Origin of the sequence: Streptomyces dryopteridis, assembly GCF_049606955.1 — a bacterium.
Taxonomy (GTDB): Bacteria; Actinomycetota; Actinomycetes; order Streptomycetales; family Streptomycetaceae; genus Streptomyces.
This window is the reverse complement of record NZ_CP187113.1, coordinates 5,607,796-5,622,616: the sequence shown is the minus strand read 5'-3', so window position 1 is coordinate 5,622,616 and position 14,821 is coordinate 5,607,796. Positions and strand designations below refer to the sequence as shown.

Here is a 14,821-nt window from a genome sequence, read left to right as displayed (position 1 = left end):
ACCGCCCTCGTCGGTGCGGGCCCGCCGACCGCGCTCGGGTCGGAACGGGGGCGGGCCCACGTGTTCAGGAGGCGGCGACCGCCGGTCGTGCCTCGGGCTCGGCGGCGCCGGTGCCGGGCGCGGCCTGGTGGGTGATCTCGACGGCGCCGGTGGCGTCGAAGGTGAGCCGGCAGGTGTCGGCCCGGTAGGTGGCCACGGACACGGCCGCGGTGGCCCCGCCGCTGGTGAGGTAGCGGGTGGTGACCACGAGGACGGGGGCGCCGGGCAGCCGGTCGAGTTCGCGGGCCTCGTCGGCGCCGGCGGAGCCGAGTTCGACGGAGCGGTCCTGGCCTTCGAGGGGCAGCCGGGCGAGTTCGCGGAGCACGGCGCGGGCGCGGGCCGGGCCGGTGGCCTCCTCGATGGCGGGCAGGCCGGGCACGGACTCGGGGAGCACGTGGAGGAGTTCGGCGGCGACGGCCTGGCCCTGGGCGAGGCGGGTGCGGCGCACGATGTGGACGGGGTCGCCGGCGGTGAGGCCGAGGAGGCGGGCGGGGCCGGCGGGGGCCGGGCTCTCGGCGCCGTCGACCGGCGCCCAGTCGTCCTCGCCGAGGCCGGGCCAGGCGCGGCCGGCGGTGCCGACGTCCACGCCGACCCGGGGCGGGGCGACGGTGGTGCCGACGCCGCGCCGACGCTGGAGGCGGCCTTCGAGTTCGAGCTGCTCCAGGGCTTGGCGCAGGGTGGCCCGTGCGACGCCGAAGCGGGCGGCGAGTTCGCGTTCGTTGGGCAGCACCTCGCCCACGGCGAAGTCGCGGTCCAGCGCCTCGCTGAGCACGGTCCGCAGGTGCCAGTACTTCGGCTCCGGCACCGATTCGAGTTGCGTGGTCCCCACCCTTGGCTCCCCTGGTTCTGCTAGAAGTTCCGCGCCTCGTTTATGCGCCCTTGTTTAATAAAGGTTCCTGCACTATCCCTGCGACCATAGGGGCGCGGGGACCCTTGGTCAAGACCAATGCTGACCCCTTTTCGGGACGGATCCGGACGGCGTGGTACGCCGTTCACAGGAAGTTCTTCGGCGGCCCAAAGGGTTCGTAAAGACTTGGCGATCGGGCCGTGCGGAACAGGGGTGCGGGGTGTACTGCGGGGGCACTACTGACAGCGAGTCTCACAAGCCCGTCGTCGGCCGGTCCCCGGTCCGGCCCCACCCCGAGGAGCGCGCACCCATGCCCGAGACCACCCTCACCCTCGACGTCACCGGCCCCGACGGCCCCCGCCCGGTGGACGTCCGCGTCGAACGCGTCGGCTCCGGCACCCCCCTGCTCCTGCTGCACGGCATCGGCCACCACCTGGCGGCCTGGCGCCCGGTGACCTCCCTGCTCGCCGCCGACCACGACGTGATCGCCGTGGACCTGCCCGGGTTCGGTGCCTCCGACCCGCTGCCCGAGGGCGTGCCCCACGACCTCGCGTCCGTGGTGCCCGTGCTCGGCGCGCTGTGCGCGGCCCTCGGCGTGGAACGGCCGCACGTGGCCGGCAACTCCCTCGGCGGCCTGCTCGCCCTGGAGATGGGCCGGGTGGGGCTGGCCCGCTCCGTCACCGCCCTCTCCCCCGCCGGCTTCTGGACCGAACCCGAGCGCCTGCGCGTCTTCCTCGTCCTGCTGGCGATGCGGGGCGGGGCGCGGGCGCTGCCCGACGCGGCCGCCGCCCGCCTGGTGCGCACCGCCGCCGGGCGGGCCGCCCTGACCGGCGCGATCTACGCCCGGCCCGGCCGGCGCTCCCCCGAGGCGGTGCTCGCCGAGACCCGCGCCCTGCGCGGGGCCCCCGGTTTCGCCTCCACCCTGGCCGCCGGGCGGACCGTGCGCTTCACGGACGACGTGCCCGACGTGCCCGTGACCGTGGCCTGGGGCGACCGGGACCTGCTGCTGCCGCCCCGGCAGGGCGTGCGGGCCAAGCGGATCCTGCCGGGCGCGCGGCTGGTGCGGCTGCCGGGGGCCGGGCACGTGCCCATGAACGACGACCCCGCGCTGGTGGCCCGCGTCGTGCGCGACACCACCCTCGCCGCGGACGCCGCCGAGGCCGCGCGCGCCGGAGCGGCCGGGGCGGCCGGGGCCTCGGTGGGAGCCGGCCGGGGCTGACCCGCCGGGCCGGCCCGAGCGGGGCCCATCGCCCGCCCGCCCTCACGCCCGCCCGCCCGCCCTCACGTCCGCCGCCCCGCCCGCCCGGTCGGGCGCCCGGGCGGGGCGATCTTGCGGGTGGGAAGTGTTCATCCCCGCTTCGCGCGCCCGACGCGGGCGGGCCGGGGGCGGGCGCCACACTGGCGGCCCCGATCCCCGTCCCGCCCGGCGCTGGAGGCGCACCGATGCCGCACACCCGCAGGTCCTTGCTCGGCGGTTCCCTCGCCCTGTCCGCCGCCGCCCTCGCCCTGCCGGGGCGGGCCTTCGCCCGCTCCCGACAGGGCGCCCCCGCGCTCGTCCGCGCCGACCGACCCCAGGCCGTGTGGGGCGTGCAGTGCGGGGAGGTCACCCCGTTCTCCGCGACCGTGTGGACCCGCTCGGACCGGCCCGCCCGCATGTTCGTGGAGACCTCCCCCACCGAGTCCTTCCGGCACGGGGTGCGCCGGCACCCCGGCCCCCTGCTCGGCCCCGGCACCGACTTCACCGGGGTCACCACCCTGACCGGCCTGCCCCCGGGCCGGCAGATCCACTACCGGGTGCTGCTCACCGACCCCGACGACCCCCGCCGCGCCGGCGAGCCGGTGCGCGGCACCTTCCGCACCGTGCCCGCCGGCCGCCGCTCCGACGTGCGCTTCCTGTGGTCCGGGGACCTCGCCGGGCAGGGCTGGGGCATCAACCCGACGCTGGGGGGCTTCCGGGTGTTCGAGGAGATGCGCCGGCTCGACCCCGACTTCTTCCTCTTCAGCGGGGACACGATCTACGCCGACGGGCCGATCGCCGCGAGCGTCCCCCTCGGCGACGGCACCCTGTGGCACAACGTCACCACGGAGGAGAAGGCGAAGGTCGCCGAGACCCTCGCCGAGTACCGGGGCAACTTCCGCTACAACCTCCTCGACCGCAACCTCACCGCCTTCCACGCCCAGGTCCCGGTGATCGCCCAGTGGGACGACCACGAGGTGCGCAACAACTGGTACCCCGGGCAGATCCTCGACGACCCGCGCTACACGGTGAAGGACGTGGACGTCCTCGCCGCCCGCGCCCGCCGCGCCTTCGCCGAGTACACCCCCGCCGTCGACCTGCGCAGCGGGCGCACCGAGGGCCGCATGTACCGGGTGGTGCGGCACGGCCCGCTGCTCGACGTGTTCGTGCTCGACATGCGCACGCACCGCAACGCCAACTCCCCCGGCCGGCAGACCGACGACCCGGTCGGCATCCTCGGACGCGAACAGCTCGCCTGGCTCAAGCGCGAACTCGTCCGCTCCCGGGCCACGTGGAAGGTGATCGCCGCCGACATGCCGCTGGGCGTGCTCGTGCCCGACGGGGCCGCGGACTTCGAGGCCGTGGCCCAAGGGGATCCGGGCGCGCCGCTCGGCCGGGAACTCCAGATCGCCGAGCTCCTGCGGCACATCGCGCACCAGCGCGTCACCGGCACCCTGTGGCTCACCGCCGACGTGCACTACACCGCCGCCCACCACTACGCGCCCGAGCGGGCCGCGTTCGGGGAGTTCGCCCCGTTCTGGGAGTTCGTGTCCGGGCCGCTCAGCGCCGGCGCGTTCCCGGAGGGGCGGCTGGACCCGACGTTCGGTCCGCGCGCGGTGTTCGCGGGCGCGCCGACCCGGCCGAACAGCTCCCCGCTGGAGCACCCCCCGCACTTCGGGGAGGTCGAGATCGACGCGGACAGCGGGGAGCTGACCGTGCGGCTGCGCCAACAGGGCGGGAAGACCCTGTTCACACAGGTGCTGCGGCCGGGCCTCGTCGGCCAGTGACGGTGCCGGTGACGGCGCCGGCGCGGGGTCGGCGGCGAGCGGCGGGCGGCGGCCGGCGGGGCCGGTTCGGCCCGGGACCCCGCCGCCCGAAACCCCGCCGACACCTCGGCGCAAAGCACGCACAACGCCGCAGAACTCTCCAGTCGGACGCTTAACCGGGCGGTCACAGACCGTTCGTGATCACGCAACACCGCTCGGCCACAGTGGGGTGCATGAGCCACCACACCCAGCCCCCCGCCGCCCGCCGCCGACACCACTGGCGCCGTGACCTCGTCGAGCTCGCCGCCCTGTTCTGCGCCGTCGCGGTCGCCGACGCCCTCGCCAATCTCGTCGCCCACGGCCCGAGCGGCCCCGTGCTCCTCGTGGGCTCGGCGGTGGCCCTGCTGCTCACCGCCGCGTTCCACACCTGGTGGGCCCGGCGCCACAGCCACGCCCCTCCCCCCGACCCGACGGCGCCGCACCCGATGACGCAGGACCCGGCGACGCAGGACCCGGCGCTCGGGCCGGTCCCGGCCTCCGGCGGGGCCCTGTGGCGGCTGCGGGCCACCGTGCCCGACCGGCCCGGCAGCCTGGCCGCCCTGTGCACGGCGCTGGCCGGGCACGGGGTGGACATCCTCACCCTCCAGACGCACCCGCTGCCCGAGGGCGCGACCGTGGACGAGTTCCTGGTGCGCGCCCCGCGCGAGCTGCCCGCCGCCGAACTGACCGCCGCCGTCACCCGGGCCGGGGGCCGGGACCCGTGGATCGAGCGGGCCGACGCCCACGACCTGGTGGACGCCCCGACCCGGCTGCTGGCCCTGGCCACCCGCACCGCCCTCGACGCCGCCGAACTCCCCTTGGCCCTGCGCCAACTGCTCGGCCGCTGCACGATCCGCTCGGTGCCGGACCGCACCCTGGCCGGTCGGCCCCGCGCCGACGCCGCCGTCCCCGCCGAAGGGGTCCTGGAGGCCGGTGAGATGCGGCTGCGCGACCCGGCCGGCGGCGCGCTCGTCATCAGCCGCCCGCACCTGCCGTTCACCCCGACCGAGTTCGCCCGGGCCCGCGCCCTGGTCGAGATGGACTCCCGGCTCGGGCCCCGCGTGCCCCGCGAACGCGACACCCTGACCCTGCCCCGGGGCGAGGAGCTCACGGTGCGCCGCGCGGACCCGACCGACCTGCCGGCCGCCCGCGCCCTGCACCAGCGGTGCTCCGAGCACACCCTCGGCCTGCGCTACCACGGGCCCGCGGCCGACGCCGACAGCTGGCTCGGGCACCTGCTCAGCCCCCGCTTCGGCCGCACCCTCGCCGTCACCGCCGGCCCCGACCGGGAGCGGATCGTGGCCCTGGGGCACCTGCTGTGGGACGGGGACGAGACCGAGGTGGCCCTGCTCGTCGAGGACGAGTGGCAGCGCCGGGGCGTGGGCTCCGAGCTGCTGGGCCGGTTGATCGGGCTGGCGGAGGAGGCCGGGTGCGCGAGCGTGTACGCCGTCACCCGGTCCTCCAACACGGGCATGGTCGCGGCCATGCGCGGGCTCGGGCTGCCGCTGGACTACCAGGTGGAGGAGGGCACGCTGGTGATCACGGCCCGGCTCGACGGGGCCGACGCCCGCGCCGCCGCCCCCGAGCCCGTGCGGGGGGAGGTCAGGCCGGAACGGTCGTGACCGCTCGCCGCCCGACCCCGGGCCCGGACACCCGCGCGGTGTCCGGGCCCGACCCCGTTCCGGCGGGCTCGGCGGGCTCGGTGGTCGAGGCGGTCGCGGTGGTCGAGGCGGCGAGGGCGCGGTCGAGATCGGCCCACAGGTCCTCGACGTCCTCCAGACCCACGGACATCCGCAGCAGCCGGTCCACCACCCCGGCCGCGTGCCGGTCGGCCTCGGCGACGATCCGGTGGCTGATGGACCCGGGGTGCTGGATCAGGGTGTCCACGCTGCCCAGGCTGACCGCCGGGGTGATCAGCCGGACCGCGCCGATCACCGCGTGCGGGTCGCCGACCGTCTCGAACGCGATCATCGCCCCGCCGATGGAGGGCCGGTGCACCCGGCCCACGCGCGGGTCGCGGCGCAGCCGGTCGGCGAGTTCGGCGGCCGTGGCGGACGCGGCCCGCACCCGGACCGGCAGGGTGGCCAGGCCGCGCAGCAGGAGGTAGCCGGCGAGCGGGTGCAGCACCCCGCCGGTCGCGAACCGCACCCGGCGCAGTTCGCGGGCGAAGTCCTCGTCGCAGGCCACCACCCCGCCGAGCACGTCCCCGTGCCCGCCCAGGTACTTCGTGGCGGAGTGCAGCACGATCGCGGCCCCCGATTCCAGCGGGCGCTGGAGCACCGGGGTGGCGAAGGTGTTGTCCACGAGCAGCGGGACCGGCCCGCAGGCCGCCGCGACCGCCGCGAGGTCGGCCTCGGCGAGGGTCGGGTTGGCCGGGGACTCGATCACCACGAGCCCGGTGTCGGGGCGCAGCGCGGCGGCGACCCCGGCGGGGGTGGGTTCGGCCCAGGTGACCTCGGTGCCGAGCAGTCCGCCGGCCAACAGGTGGTCGCTGCAACCGTAGAGGGGGCGCACGGCGACCACGTGCCGGGCCCCGGTCGCGGCCCGGGCCAGCAGCACGGCGGTCAGGGCGGCCATCCCGCTGGCGAAGGCCACGGCCGCCTCCGCGCCCTCCAGACGGGCGAGGGCGTCCTCGAAGCGGGCGGTGGTGGGGTTGTCGAGGCGGGCGTAGACGGGGGGTCCGGCCGGGCGGGCGCCGAGGGCGGCGAACTCGTCGAGGCGGGCGGCCTCCGCCCGACTGTCGTACGAGGGGTACGTCGTCGACAGGTCGAGCGGGGGCGTGTGCAGTCCGAGGGGGGCGAGGTCCTCGCGTCCGGCGTGGACGGCTTCGGTGGCCAGGGACCGTCGTGGGGTCGCGGCGTTCGTCTCCATGGGGGCCACTGTGCGGATCCGGCCGGGGCCGGCGGGAAATGACCGTGCTACGTTCGGCCGATGCCCGAATCCCTCGCTCTGGATCCGGTCGATCTGCAGATTCTGCGGTTGCTGCAGAACGACGCCCGGACCACCTACCGCGACCTGGCCGCCGCCGTCGGCGTCGCGCCCTCCACCTGTCTGGACCGGGTGGCCCGGCTGCGGCGGGCCGGGGTGATCCTCGGCCACCGGCTGCGGCTGGATCCGGCGCGGCTGGGCCGGGGCCTGGAGGCGCTGCTGCTCGTGCAGGTCCGGCCGCACCGGCGGGAGCTGATCGGGCCGTTCGTGGAGCGGGTCCGGGCCCTGCCGGCCTCGCGCGCGCTGTTCCACCTCACGGGCCCGGACGACTACCTGGTGCATGTGGCGGTCGCCGATCCGGCGGAGCTGCAACGCCTGGTGCTCGACGAGTTCACCTCGCACCGGGAGGTGGCCCGGGTGGAGACCCGGCTGGTGTTCCAGGAGTGGGACTGCGGCCCGCTGCTGCCGCCGGGCGCGGCCTGAGGTCCCGCGCGGGTCCGGCCCCGGGTCGAACCGGGCACGCGGACCTGACACATCGTCGGGGGCCCCACACGGGACGGGTCCCCGCACGGGCCGCCCGTCGGGTTCCGGCCGGCCCCCTCCCGGGCGGCCCGGCACCGCACCCGGGCGTGCGGGCCCGGGGCGCGGACCGGCCACGACGGTCGGCGAGGGGTCCCGGCACGCCGTCGAACCGTGCCCGGGAGGGAGCTTTTTCGGACATCGGCGCGGATCCCGGGGGACATTCCCGCCGAACCCGGGCCCCGGACAGGAGCTTCACCCCCGGACGCGGGTGACGCGACCGGCCCCTTCATATGAAGATGTCCACATGTCAGACACCCTCACCGGCAGCGAGCTGCCCCGCCGGCTCGCCGACCGCTACGTCGACGAGTACATCGCCCTCGACCCCATCACCGGCACCTACCTCGGGCACGCCCCCAGCGCGCGCCTGCTGCCGGACTTCTCCCCCGCCGGGCGCGCCGCCGTCGCCGACCTCGCCCGCCGCACCCTCGACCTGCTCACCGTCTCCGAGGCCCTGCCCGGCGCGGACGGCGACGAGGAGCGCCGCTGCGCCCGCCTGTTGCGCGAGCGCCTGACCGCCGAACTCGCCGTCCACGACGCCGACGAGGACCTGCGGGCGATCAGCAACATCCACTCGCCGATCCACGCGGTCCGCGAGGCGTTCTCGCTGACCCCCACCGACACCGACGAGGACTGGGACGCCGTCGCCGACCGGCTGCGCGCCGTGCCCGCCGCCGTGGCCGGTTACCGCGAGTCCCTCGAACTGGGCCTGTCGCGCGGCCTGTACGCGGGCCCGAAGGCCACCGTCACCTTCGTCGGCCAGCTCGGCACGTGGATCGGCGAGAGCGCCGAGGCCGGCGAGACCCCCGAGGCGTTCTTCGCGGCCTTCGTCGCCCCCGCCCCCGAGGCGCTGCGGGCCGGGCTGGAGGAGGCGGCGGCGGGGGCGACCGCCGCCCTGCGCCGGCTGCGCGACTGGCTCGGCGAGGTGTACGCGCCGACCGTGGCGGGCCGCCCGGACGTGGTCGGCCGGGAACGCTACGCGCGTTGGTCCCGCTACTTCAACGGCACCGACCTCGACCTCGACGAGGCGTACGCGTACGGCTGGGCCGAGTACCACCGGCTGCTCGCGGAGATGACCGCCGAGGCCGCGAAGATCCTCCCGGGCGCCGGCCCGTGGGAGGCCCTCGCCCACCTCGACGAGCACGGCACCCACATCGAGGGCGTCGACGAGGTCCGCGACTGGCTCCAGGGCCTCATGGACGAGGCCATCGAGAGCCTCGACGGCACCCACTTCGACCTGGCCGAGCCGGTCCGGCGGGTGGAATCGCGGATCGCCCCCTCGGGCGGCGCCGCGGCCCCCTACTACACCTCCCCCTCGGAGGACTTCTCCCGCCCGGGCCGCACCTGGCTGCCGACCATGGGCCAGACCCGGTTCCCCGTGTACGACCTGGTCTCGACCTGGTACCACGAGGGCGTCCCCGGCCACCACCTCCAGCTCGCGCAGTGGACCTACGTGGCGGACCGCCTCTCCCGCTACCAGGCGGGCATCGGCATGGTCAGCGCGAACGCCGAGGGCTGGGCGCTGTACGCGGAGCGGCTCATGGACGAGCTGGGGCACCTCAAGGACGCCGAGCAGCGCCTGGGCTACCTCGACTGCCAGATGATGCGCGCCTGCCGGGTCATCGTGGACATCGGCATGCACCTGGGCCTGGAGATCCCGGCCGACTCCCCGTACCGGCCCGGCGAGCGCTGGACCCCGGAGACGGCGCAGGAGTTCTTCGGCCTGCACAGCGGCCGGCCCGCCGACTTCGTGGAGAGCGAGCTGATCCGCTACCTGTCGATGCCGGGCCAGGCGATCGGCTACAAGCTGGGCGAGCGGGCCTGGCTGCTGGGCCGCGAGAACGCGCGGGCGGCGCACGGCGAGGACTTCGACCTGAAGGCGTGGCACATGGCCGCGCTGTCGCTGGGCTCGCTGGGCCTGGACGACCTGGTGGACGAGCTGTCCCGGCTCTGATCCGCGCCCCGGTCCGAACACGTCGAACGGCCCGGTCGGGCCCCGCGGGAAGCGGGGCGCGGCCGGGCCGTCACGGTGTCGGCGGACGCGGGGTCCGGGCGTTCGGGGGCCCGGCTCAGCAGCCGCAGTCGTCGGAGTCGGTGGGCGCGGTCAGCGGGTCGGCCTCGGGGCGCCGGGAGCGGCCCTGCCAGGTCTCCACCTCGAAGCCCTCGCGGATCCAGTACTCGATGCCGCCGAGCATCTCCTTGACCTGGTAGCCGAGTTCGGCGAGGGCGAGGGCGGAGCGGGTGCCGCCGTTGCAGCCGGGGCCCCAGCAGTAGGTGACCACGGGCACGTTCTTGTCGAGCAGTCGCTCGGCCTGTTCGGGGATGAGGGCGGTCGGCAGGTGCACGGCGCCGGGCACGTGGGCCTGGTCCCAGGCCGGGGTGGACCGCGAGTCGACCAGTACGAAGCCCAGCTCCGCGCCCTGTTCCCGGTGCGCGCGGAAGGCGGCGGCCACGTCGGACACGTCGGCGTGGAAGGCGAGGCTCGCCGCGAAGTAGGCAGCGGCGGCGGCGGGGGCGGCCGGCGGAACCCGCAGGACGGGGTTCACGGGGGCGGTCGGGGCGGCGAGCTTCTCGGTGCTGGTCATGGGCAGAAATCTACGGGCCCGAGCCCCCGAGCTGAAGAGGGAATCCCCGCCGTTCTCGTTGCCCGACCGGGGATTCCCCTGCTACACCTGCCCCATGACCACGTTTTCCCCCGACGCCACGGACTGGCGGATCCTGGAGGCCCTCCAGCGCAACGGGCGTGCGGGCTTCGCGGAGCTGGCCCGTGAGGTCGCGATGTCCCCGAGCGCCGTCACCGAACGCGTCCGCCGCATGGAGGAGGCCGGGGTGATCACGGGCTACACGGCGGTCCTGGACCCCGAGCGGCTGGGCAAGTCCATCCTGGCCCTGGTCCGGCTGCGCTATCCGCACGGCAACTACAAGCCGTTCCACGACCTGTTGGAGAGCTCACCGGAGATCCTGGAGGCCCACCACGTCACGGGCGACGACTGCTTCGTGCTGAAGGTCGCGGCCCGTTCCATGCCCGATCTGGAGACCATCACGGGTCGCATCGCGGGGCTCGGCCCGGTCACGACGAGCATCGTCTACAGCAGCCCCCTCCCCCGCCGGCCGCTGTCCCCCTGAGGGGGGTCAGTCGGTGTCCGCGCCCAGCCGGAGGACGGCCCGGGAACCGGTGCGGCCCTTGGTGATCTCCAGGCGGGCCGCGACCCGGGTGCGCAGGTCGGCGACGTGGCTGACGATGCCCACGCTGCGGTCGCGTTCGCGCAGGGAGTCCAGGACCTCCAGGACCTGGTCGAGGGCCTGGTCGTCGAGGCTGCCGAAGCCCTCGTCGACGAAGAGGGTGTCGATGCGGACCCCGCCGGCCTCGTCGGTGACCACGTCGGTGAGGCCCAGGGCCAGGGCCAGGGAGGCGAAGAAGGTCTCGCCGCCCGAGAGGGTCGCGGTGTCGCGTTCACGGCCGGTGTAGGCGTCGACCACGTGCAGGCCCAGGCCGGCGCGGCCCCGGCCGGTGCGGGAGTCGGAGTGGACCAGGGTGTAGCGGCCGTCGGACATCTTCAGCAGCCGTTGCGAGGCGGCGGCGGCGACCTGTTCCAGCCGGGCGGCCAGCACGTAGGACTCCAGGCGCATCTTGCGTTCGTTCTCGCTGGCCGTGCCCGCCGTCAGGCCGGCCATCCGGGCCACCCGCTCGTGGCGTTCGCGCAGCGGGCCCAGGGCCCGCAGTTCGGTGTCGGCGCGCGCGGCGAGCCGGTCGAGTTCGCGGCAGCGGGCCCGGGCCGCGTCGGCGGTGGAGGCGGCCTTGCGGGCGGCGTGCTGGGCGCGGGCGGCCCGTTCCTCGGCGCCGACGGGGTCGGCGGCGGGGCGGCGGGCGGCGGCCTCGGCGTCGGTCTCGGCGAAGCGTTCGGCGAGCAGGGCCTCCTCGGCCTGCCAGGCGTCGAGCGCGCCTTGGGCGGCGCGGCGGGCCGGTCCGTCGAGCAGGGCCTCGGCGGCCTCCTCGGCGTGGGTGAACCCGGCCCGGTAGGTGGCGTCGGCGACCCGGCCGTCGGCCTCCTTGAGCCGGTCGGCGGCCTCGGCCAGGGCGCGGCCGGTGCGGGCCGCGCCGGTGACCAGGCGGATGCGGCGGTCGAGTTCGGCGATGCGGGCGGTGACGGTGTCGGCGCCCTCGATCAGGACGGCCCGCAGTTCCGCCGTCAGTTCGGCCTCCTCCTCGGCCAGGGCCGTGCGCCGGGCGGCGCGGGCGGCGGCGGCGGATTCGGCGCGGCCGCGGTCCTCGGTGCGGCGGGCGTCCTCGGCCTCGGCGTGTTCGCGGGCGGCGCGGGCGGCGGGCAGGTCGGCGGCGGCGCGGGCGGCCTCGGCGTGCCGGGCGGTGAGGTCGGCGTGTTCGCGTTCGGCGTCGGCGACGGAGCCGTCCCCGACGCGTTCGCGCAGTTCGGCGAGGGTGTCGCGGAGGCCGGCGAGGCGTCCGTCGAGTTCGGTGCGCCGCGCCTCGGCCCGTTCGTGGGCGGCGCGGGCCTCCTCTTCGGCGGCCCGGTCGACCTGGTCGGGGGCGGGGCGGGCGGGGGCCGGGTGTTCGGCGGAGCCGCAGACGGCGCAGGGTTCGCCGGCGGCGAGGGCCTGGGCGAGTTCGGCGGCGATGCCCCGCAGTCGGGCCTCCTTGAGGTCGAGCCAGTGCTCGCGGGCGGCGCCGGCCCGGTCCCGGGCGGCGGCGTGCTCGTCCTCGCCGGCCGTGACGCGGGCGGCGAGCTCCTCGCGGCGCCGGGTGTCGGCCAGGTGTCGTCGGGCCGGTTCGATGCGGGCGGCGAGGTGTTCGGCGAGGCCGCCGGCGGTCTCGGCGCGCGCGAGGCGGTCGGCGAGTTCGGCGCGTCGCGCGGCGCGGCCGGCGGACCAGCGGGTGTGGTCGGCGAGTTCGGCGGCGGCGGCCCGGTCCCGGGTGTCGAGGAGGTCGCGTTCGCGGGTGATGTCGGCGGCGCGGTTCTCGGCGCGCAGCGCGGCCTGGGCGGCGCCGCGTTCCTCGCTGAGTTCGCGTTCCATCTCCTCCAGCCGGTCCGCGCCGACCTCCCGGAAGTCGCGGGGCAGGGCGAGACGGGCGGTCTCTTCGGCGAGGTGGGCGGCGCGCAGGGCGGTGTCGGCGTGCCCGCGCAGTTCGAGCACGGGCGCGACCTGTTCGGCGCGCAGGGCCCGGTCCAGGCGGGCGCGGACCCGGTCGCGTTCGGGGCCGTCGGCGGCGAGGGCCTCGGCCCGGCGGGCGGTCTCGGCGTGCCGGCGTTGCAGCCGGTCGAGTTCGCGGGCCGCCTCGGCGGCGTGGCGCAGGGCGTCGTGCCGGGTCTGGGTCTCCTGGGCGGCGAGTTCGGCGACGGTGCGGCGTTCGACGGCGCCGGTGCGGGCGACGGCGATCCAGCCGCGCAGGGCGGCGCCGAGGCCGGGGTCGCCGGCCTCGTGGTCGGGGAAGGGCCAGTCGCGGGGCGGGGCGGCGTCCCCGGCCTCCTGGGCGAGGCGGTGGGCGGTGGCGAGGACCTTCTCGTCGCCGGCGCGGACCTGGGCGTCGGCCTCGCGGCGGCGTTCGGCGAGGTGTTCCTCGACGGCGGCGAAGCGGCGGGTGTCGAAGAGCCGGCCGAGGAGTTTGGCGCGGTCGTCGGGCTTGGCGCGCAGGAACGCGGCGAACTCGCCCTGCGGGAGGAGCACGACCTGGCAGAACTGGTCCTGGTTCATGCCGAGGAGGGCGCCGATCTCCTCGGCGATCTCCTGGTGGGAGTCGCTGAGGGGGCGCCAGGCGCCGTCGGGGCCGGGGGACTTCTCCCGCAGCAGGCTTTTGGCCTTCTCGGTGGTGGTGCCGGTGCCCCGGCGTTTGGGGCGTTGCTGTTCGGGGCTGCGGGTGAGTTCGAGGCGGCGGCCGGCGACGGTGAGTTCGAGGGTGACGGAGGTGGCGGTGTCGGGGTCGGCGTGGTCGCTGCGCAGCCGGCCGGCGTGTTGTCGGCGGGCGCCGGGCACGCCGCCGTAGAGGGCGAAGCAGACGGCGTCCAGGACGGTGGTCTTGCCCGCGCCGGTGGGGCCGTGGAGCAGGAACAGGCCGGCGCCGGCGAGGGTGTCGAAGTCGATCTCCTGGGTGCCGGCGAAGGGCCCGAAGGCGGTGACGCGGAGCCTGTGCAGCCTCATCGGGTCCGTTCCCTCCGGCCGTCGGCGACCCGCACCTCGTCGAAGGCGTCGCGGAGCACGGCGCGTTCGGCCTCGTCGGCGGCGCCGGCGGTGCCCCCGCCGCGCACGTGGGCGACGAAGTCCTCGGCGATCTCCTGGTCGGTGCGGCCTGCGACGCGGGAGGCGTAGGAGCGCTCGGGGGCCTCCTCGCGGTCCTCGGGGTCGAAGACGAGGGCGAGGGCGTGCGGGAAGCGTTCCAGGAGCCGGGCCATGGGGTCCTTGGGGCGGACGGGGTCGGTGAGGGTGGCCTCGACCCAGGATTCCTCGTGCCGGGTGTGGGCGGGGTCGGCGAGGAGGTCCTCGATGCGGCCGCGCAGCCGGGCCAGGGGGCGGGGCACGGGGGTGTCCACGCGTTCGGCGCGCACCCCGCCGGCAGCGTCGAGGTCGACGATCCAGGTGCTCTTGCGGTGGGTGGTCTCGGAGAAGGAGTAGGCGAGGGGGGAGCCGGAGTAGCGGATCCGCTCGGTGAGGGTCTGGCAGCCGTGGAGGTGTCCGAGGGCGGCGTAGTGCACGCCGTCGAAGACGCCGGTGGGCACGGAGGCGACGCCGCCGACCGTGATGTCGCGTTCGCTGTCGCTGGGCTCGCCGCCCACCACGAAGGCGTGCGCGAGGACCACGGCGCGGGTGCCGGGCGGTCGGCCGGCGAGGTCGGCGCGGACCCGGTCCATGGCGGCGGCGAGCACCGACTCGTGGCGGGTCTCGGCGGCGCCGAGGGCGTCGCGGGCCAGGGCCGGCTCCAGGTAGGGCAGGCCGTAGCAGGCCACGGGACCCTCGGGGTCGTCGAGGAGGACGGGGTCGCCGATGCCGGCCGGGTCGGTGCGCAGGTGGATGCCGGCGCGGTCGAGGAGGCCGGAGCCGACGCCGAGGCGGCGGGCGGAGTCGTGGTTGCCGGAGATCATCACGGTGGGCACGCCGAGGTCGGCGAGGCGGTGCAGGGCGCTGTCGAAGAGTTCGACGGCGGGCAGCGAGGGCACGGCCCGGTCGTACACGTCGCCGGCGACGAGGACCGCGTCGACCTCGCGGTCGCGGACGGTGTCCACGAGGTGGTCGAGGAAGGCGGCCTGGGCGCGGTGCAGGTCCACGCGGTGGAAGGTGCGTCCGAGGTGCCAGTCGGAGGTGTGCAGGAGCCTCACGCGGCGGCCGCCGCCCGGCGGCCGCGGGCCGCCCCCTCGTGTCGTGTCACGTCTCGTCCCC

Annotated in this window: 11 protein-coding genes; 6 read left to right on the top strand and 5 right to left on the bottom strand. The window is 76.4% G+C overall.

Going from position 1 to position 14,821, the window contains the following annotated elements:
• Window positions 1–64: 64 nt before the first annotated feature.
• Window positions 65–868, bottom strand: coding sequence for a GntR family transcriptional regulator (locus tag ACN20G_RS24325; protein ID WP_424214935.1), 804 nt, complete (start codon window positions 866–868; stop codon window positions 65–67).
• A gap of 328 nt (window positions 869–1,196) precedes the next feature.
• Here ACN20G_RS24325 and ACN20G_RS24320 point away from each other — a divergent pair, with 328 nt between their 5' ends.
• The 3 genes from ACN20G_RS24320 (at window position 1,197) to ACN20G_RS24310 (ending at window position 5,550) form a co-directional block, all read left to right on the top strand.
• Window positions 1,197–2,105 (top strand): alpha/beta fold hydrolase, encoded by a 909-nt coding sequence (locus ACN20G_RS24320; protein ID WP_424214934.1) that lies wholly within the window; start codon window positions 1,197–1,199, stop codon window positions 2,103–2,105.
• 224 nt (window positions 2,106–2,329) lie between these two features.
• A complete protein-coding gene (locus ACN20G_RS24315) occupies window positions 2,330–3,910 on the top strand; it encodes an alkaline phosphatase D family protein (RefSeq protein WP_424214933.1) in 1,581 nt (526 codons plus the stop codon).
• A gap of 212 nt (window positions 3,911–4,122) precedes the next feature.
• Window positions 4,123–5,550 (top strand): GNAT family N-acetyltransferase, encoded by a 1,428-nt coding sequence (locus ACN20G_RS24310; protein ID WP_424214932.1) that lies wholly within the window; start codon window positions 4,123–4,125, stop codon window positions 5,548–5,550.
• Here the strand turns inward: ACN20G_RS24310 and ACN20G_RS24305 are convergent.
• Window positions 5,531–6,799 carry a trans-sulfuration enzyme family protein gene (locus tag ACN20G_RS24305; RefSeq protein WP_424214931.1) on the bottom strand — a complete coding sequence of 423 codons (1,269 nt, stop codon included), beginning with the start codon at window positions 6,797–6,799 and terminating at the stop codon, window positions 5,531–5,533. The genes ACN20G_RS24310 and ACN20G_RS24305 overlap by 20 nt on opposite strands.
• A gap of 60 nt (window positions 6,800–6,859) precedes the next feature.
• Here ACN20G_RS24305 and ACN20G_RS24300 point away from each other — a divergent pair, with 60 nt between their 5' ends.
• Both ACN20G_RS24300 and ACN20G_RS24295 read left to right on the top strand, forming a co-directional pair.
• Window positions 6,860–7,339 carry an Lrp/AsnC family transcriptional regulator gene (locus ACN20G_RS24300; protein WP_424214930.1) on the top strand — a complete coding sequence of 160 codons (480 nt, stop codon included), beginning with the start codon at window positions 6,860–6,862 and terminating at the stop codon, window positions 7,337–7,339.
• 343 nt (window positions 7,340–7,682) lie between these two features.
• Window positions 7,683–9,389 (top strand): DUF885 domain-containing protein, encoded by a 1,707-nt coding sequence (locus tag ACN20G_RS24295; protein WP_424214929.1) that lies wholly within the window; start codon window positions 7,683–7,685, stop codon window positions 9,387–9,389.
• Between the two features lie 115 nt (window positions 9,390–9,504).
• Here ACN20G_RS24295 and ACN20G_RS24290 read toward each other — a convergent pair whose 3' ends face one another.
• Window positions 9,505–10,020 carry a rhodanese-like domain-containing protein gene (locus ACN20G_RS24290; protein ID WP_424214928.1) on the bottom strand — a complete coding sequence of 172 codons (516 nt, stop codon included), beginning with the start codon at window positions 10,018–10,020 and terminating at the stop codon, window positions 9,505–9,507.
• 94 nt (window positions 10,021–10,114) lie between these two features.
• Between ACN20G_RS24290 and ACN20G_RS24285 the strand changes: the two genes are divergently transcribed.
• Window positions 10,115–10,561 (top strand): Lrp/AsnC family transcriptional regulator, encoded by a 447-nt coding sequence (locus ACN20G_RS24285; RefSeq protein ID WP_424214927.1) that lies wholly within the window; start codon window positions 10,115–10,117, stop codon window positions 10,559–10,561.
• Window positions 10,562–10,567: 6 nt separating this feature from the next.
• Here ACN20G_RS24285 and ACN20G_RS24280 read toward each other — a convergent pair whose 3' ends face one another.
• Both ACN20G_RS24280 and ACN20G_RS24275 read right to left on the bottom strand, forming a co-directional pair.
• On the bottom strand, window positions 10,568–13,588 hold the full coding sequence (locus ACN20G_RS24280; protein WP_424214926.1) for an AAA family ATPase: 3,021 nt from the start codon (window positions 13,586–13,588) through the stop codon (window positions 10,568–10,570).
• Window positions 13,585–14,760: an exonuclease SbcCD subunit D gene (locus ACN20G_RS24275; protein ID WP_424214925.1), complete on the bottom strand. Its 1,176-nt coding sequence runs from the start codon at window positions 14,758–14,760 to the stop codon at window positions 13,585–13,587. Before ACN20G_RS24275 ends, ACN20G_RS24280 begins: the two co-directional genes overlap by 4 nt.
• Window positions 14,761–14,821: the final 61 nt, after the last annotated feature.

Coding starts and splice junctions, on each gene's coding strand:
- ACN20G_RS24315 (WP_424214933.1), top strand. CDS start 2,330: ATGCCGCACACCCGCAGGTCCTTGCTCGGCGGTTCCCTCGCCCTGTCC.
- ACN20G_RS24305 (WP_424214931.1), bottom strand. CDS start 6,799: ATGGAGACGAACGCCGCGACCCCACGACGGTCCCTGGCCACCGAAGCC.
- ACN20G_RS24285 (WP_424214927.1), top strand. CDS start 10,115: ATGACCACGTTTTCCCCCGACGCCACGGACTGGCGGATCCTGGAGGCC.
- ACN20G_RS24295 (WP_424214929.1), top strand. CDS start 7,683: ATGTCAGACACCCTCACCGGCAGCGAGCTGCCCCGCCGGCTCGCCGAC.
- ACN20G_RS24320 (WP_424214934.1), top strand. CDS start 1,197: ATGCCCGAGACCACCCTCACCCTCGACGTCACCGGCCCCGACGGCCCC.
- ACN20G_RS24300 (WP_424214930.1), top strand. CDS start 6,860: ATGCCCGAATCCCTCGCTCTGGATCCGGTCGATCTGCAGATTCTGCGG.
- ACN20G_RS24280 (WP_424214926.1), bottom strand. CDS start 13,588: ATGAGGCTGCACAGGCTCCGCGTCACCGCCTTCGGGCCCTTCGCCGGC.
- ACN20G_RS24290 (WP_424214928.1), bottom strand. CDS start 10,020: ATGACCAGCACCGAGAAGCTCGCCGCCCCGACCGCCCCCGTGAACCCC.
- ACN20G_RS24310 (WP_424214932.1), top strand. CDS start 4,123: ATGAGCCACCACACCCAGCCCCCCGCCGCCCGCCGCCGACACCACTGG.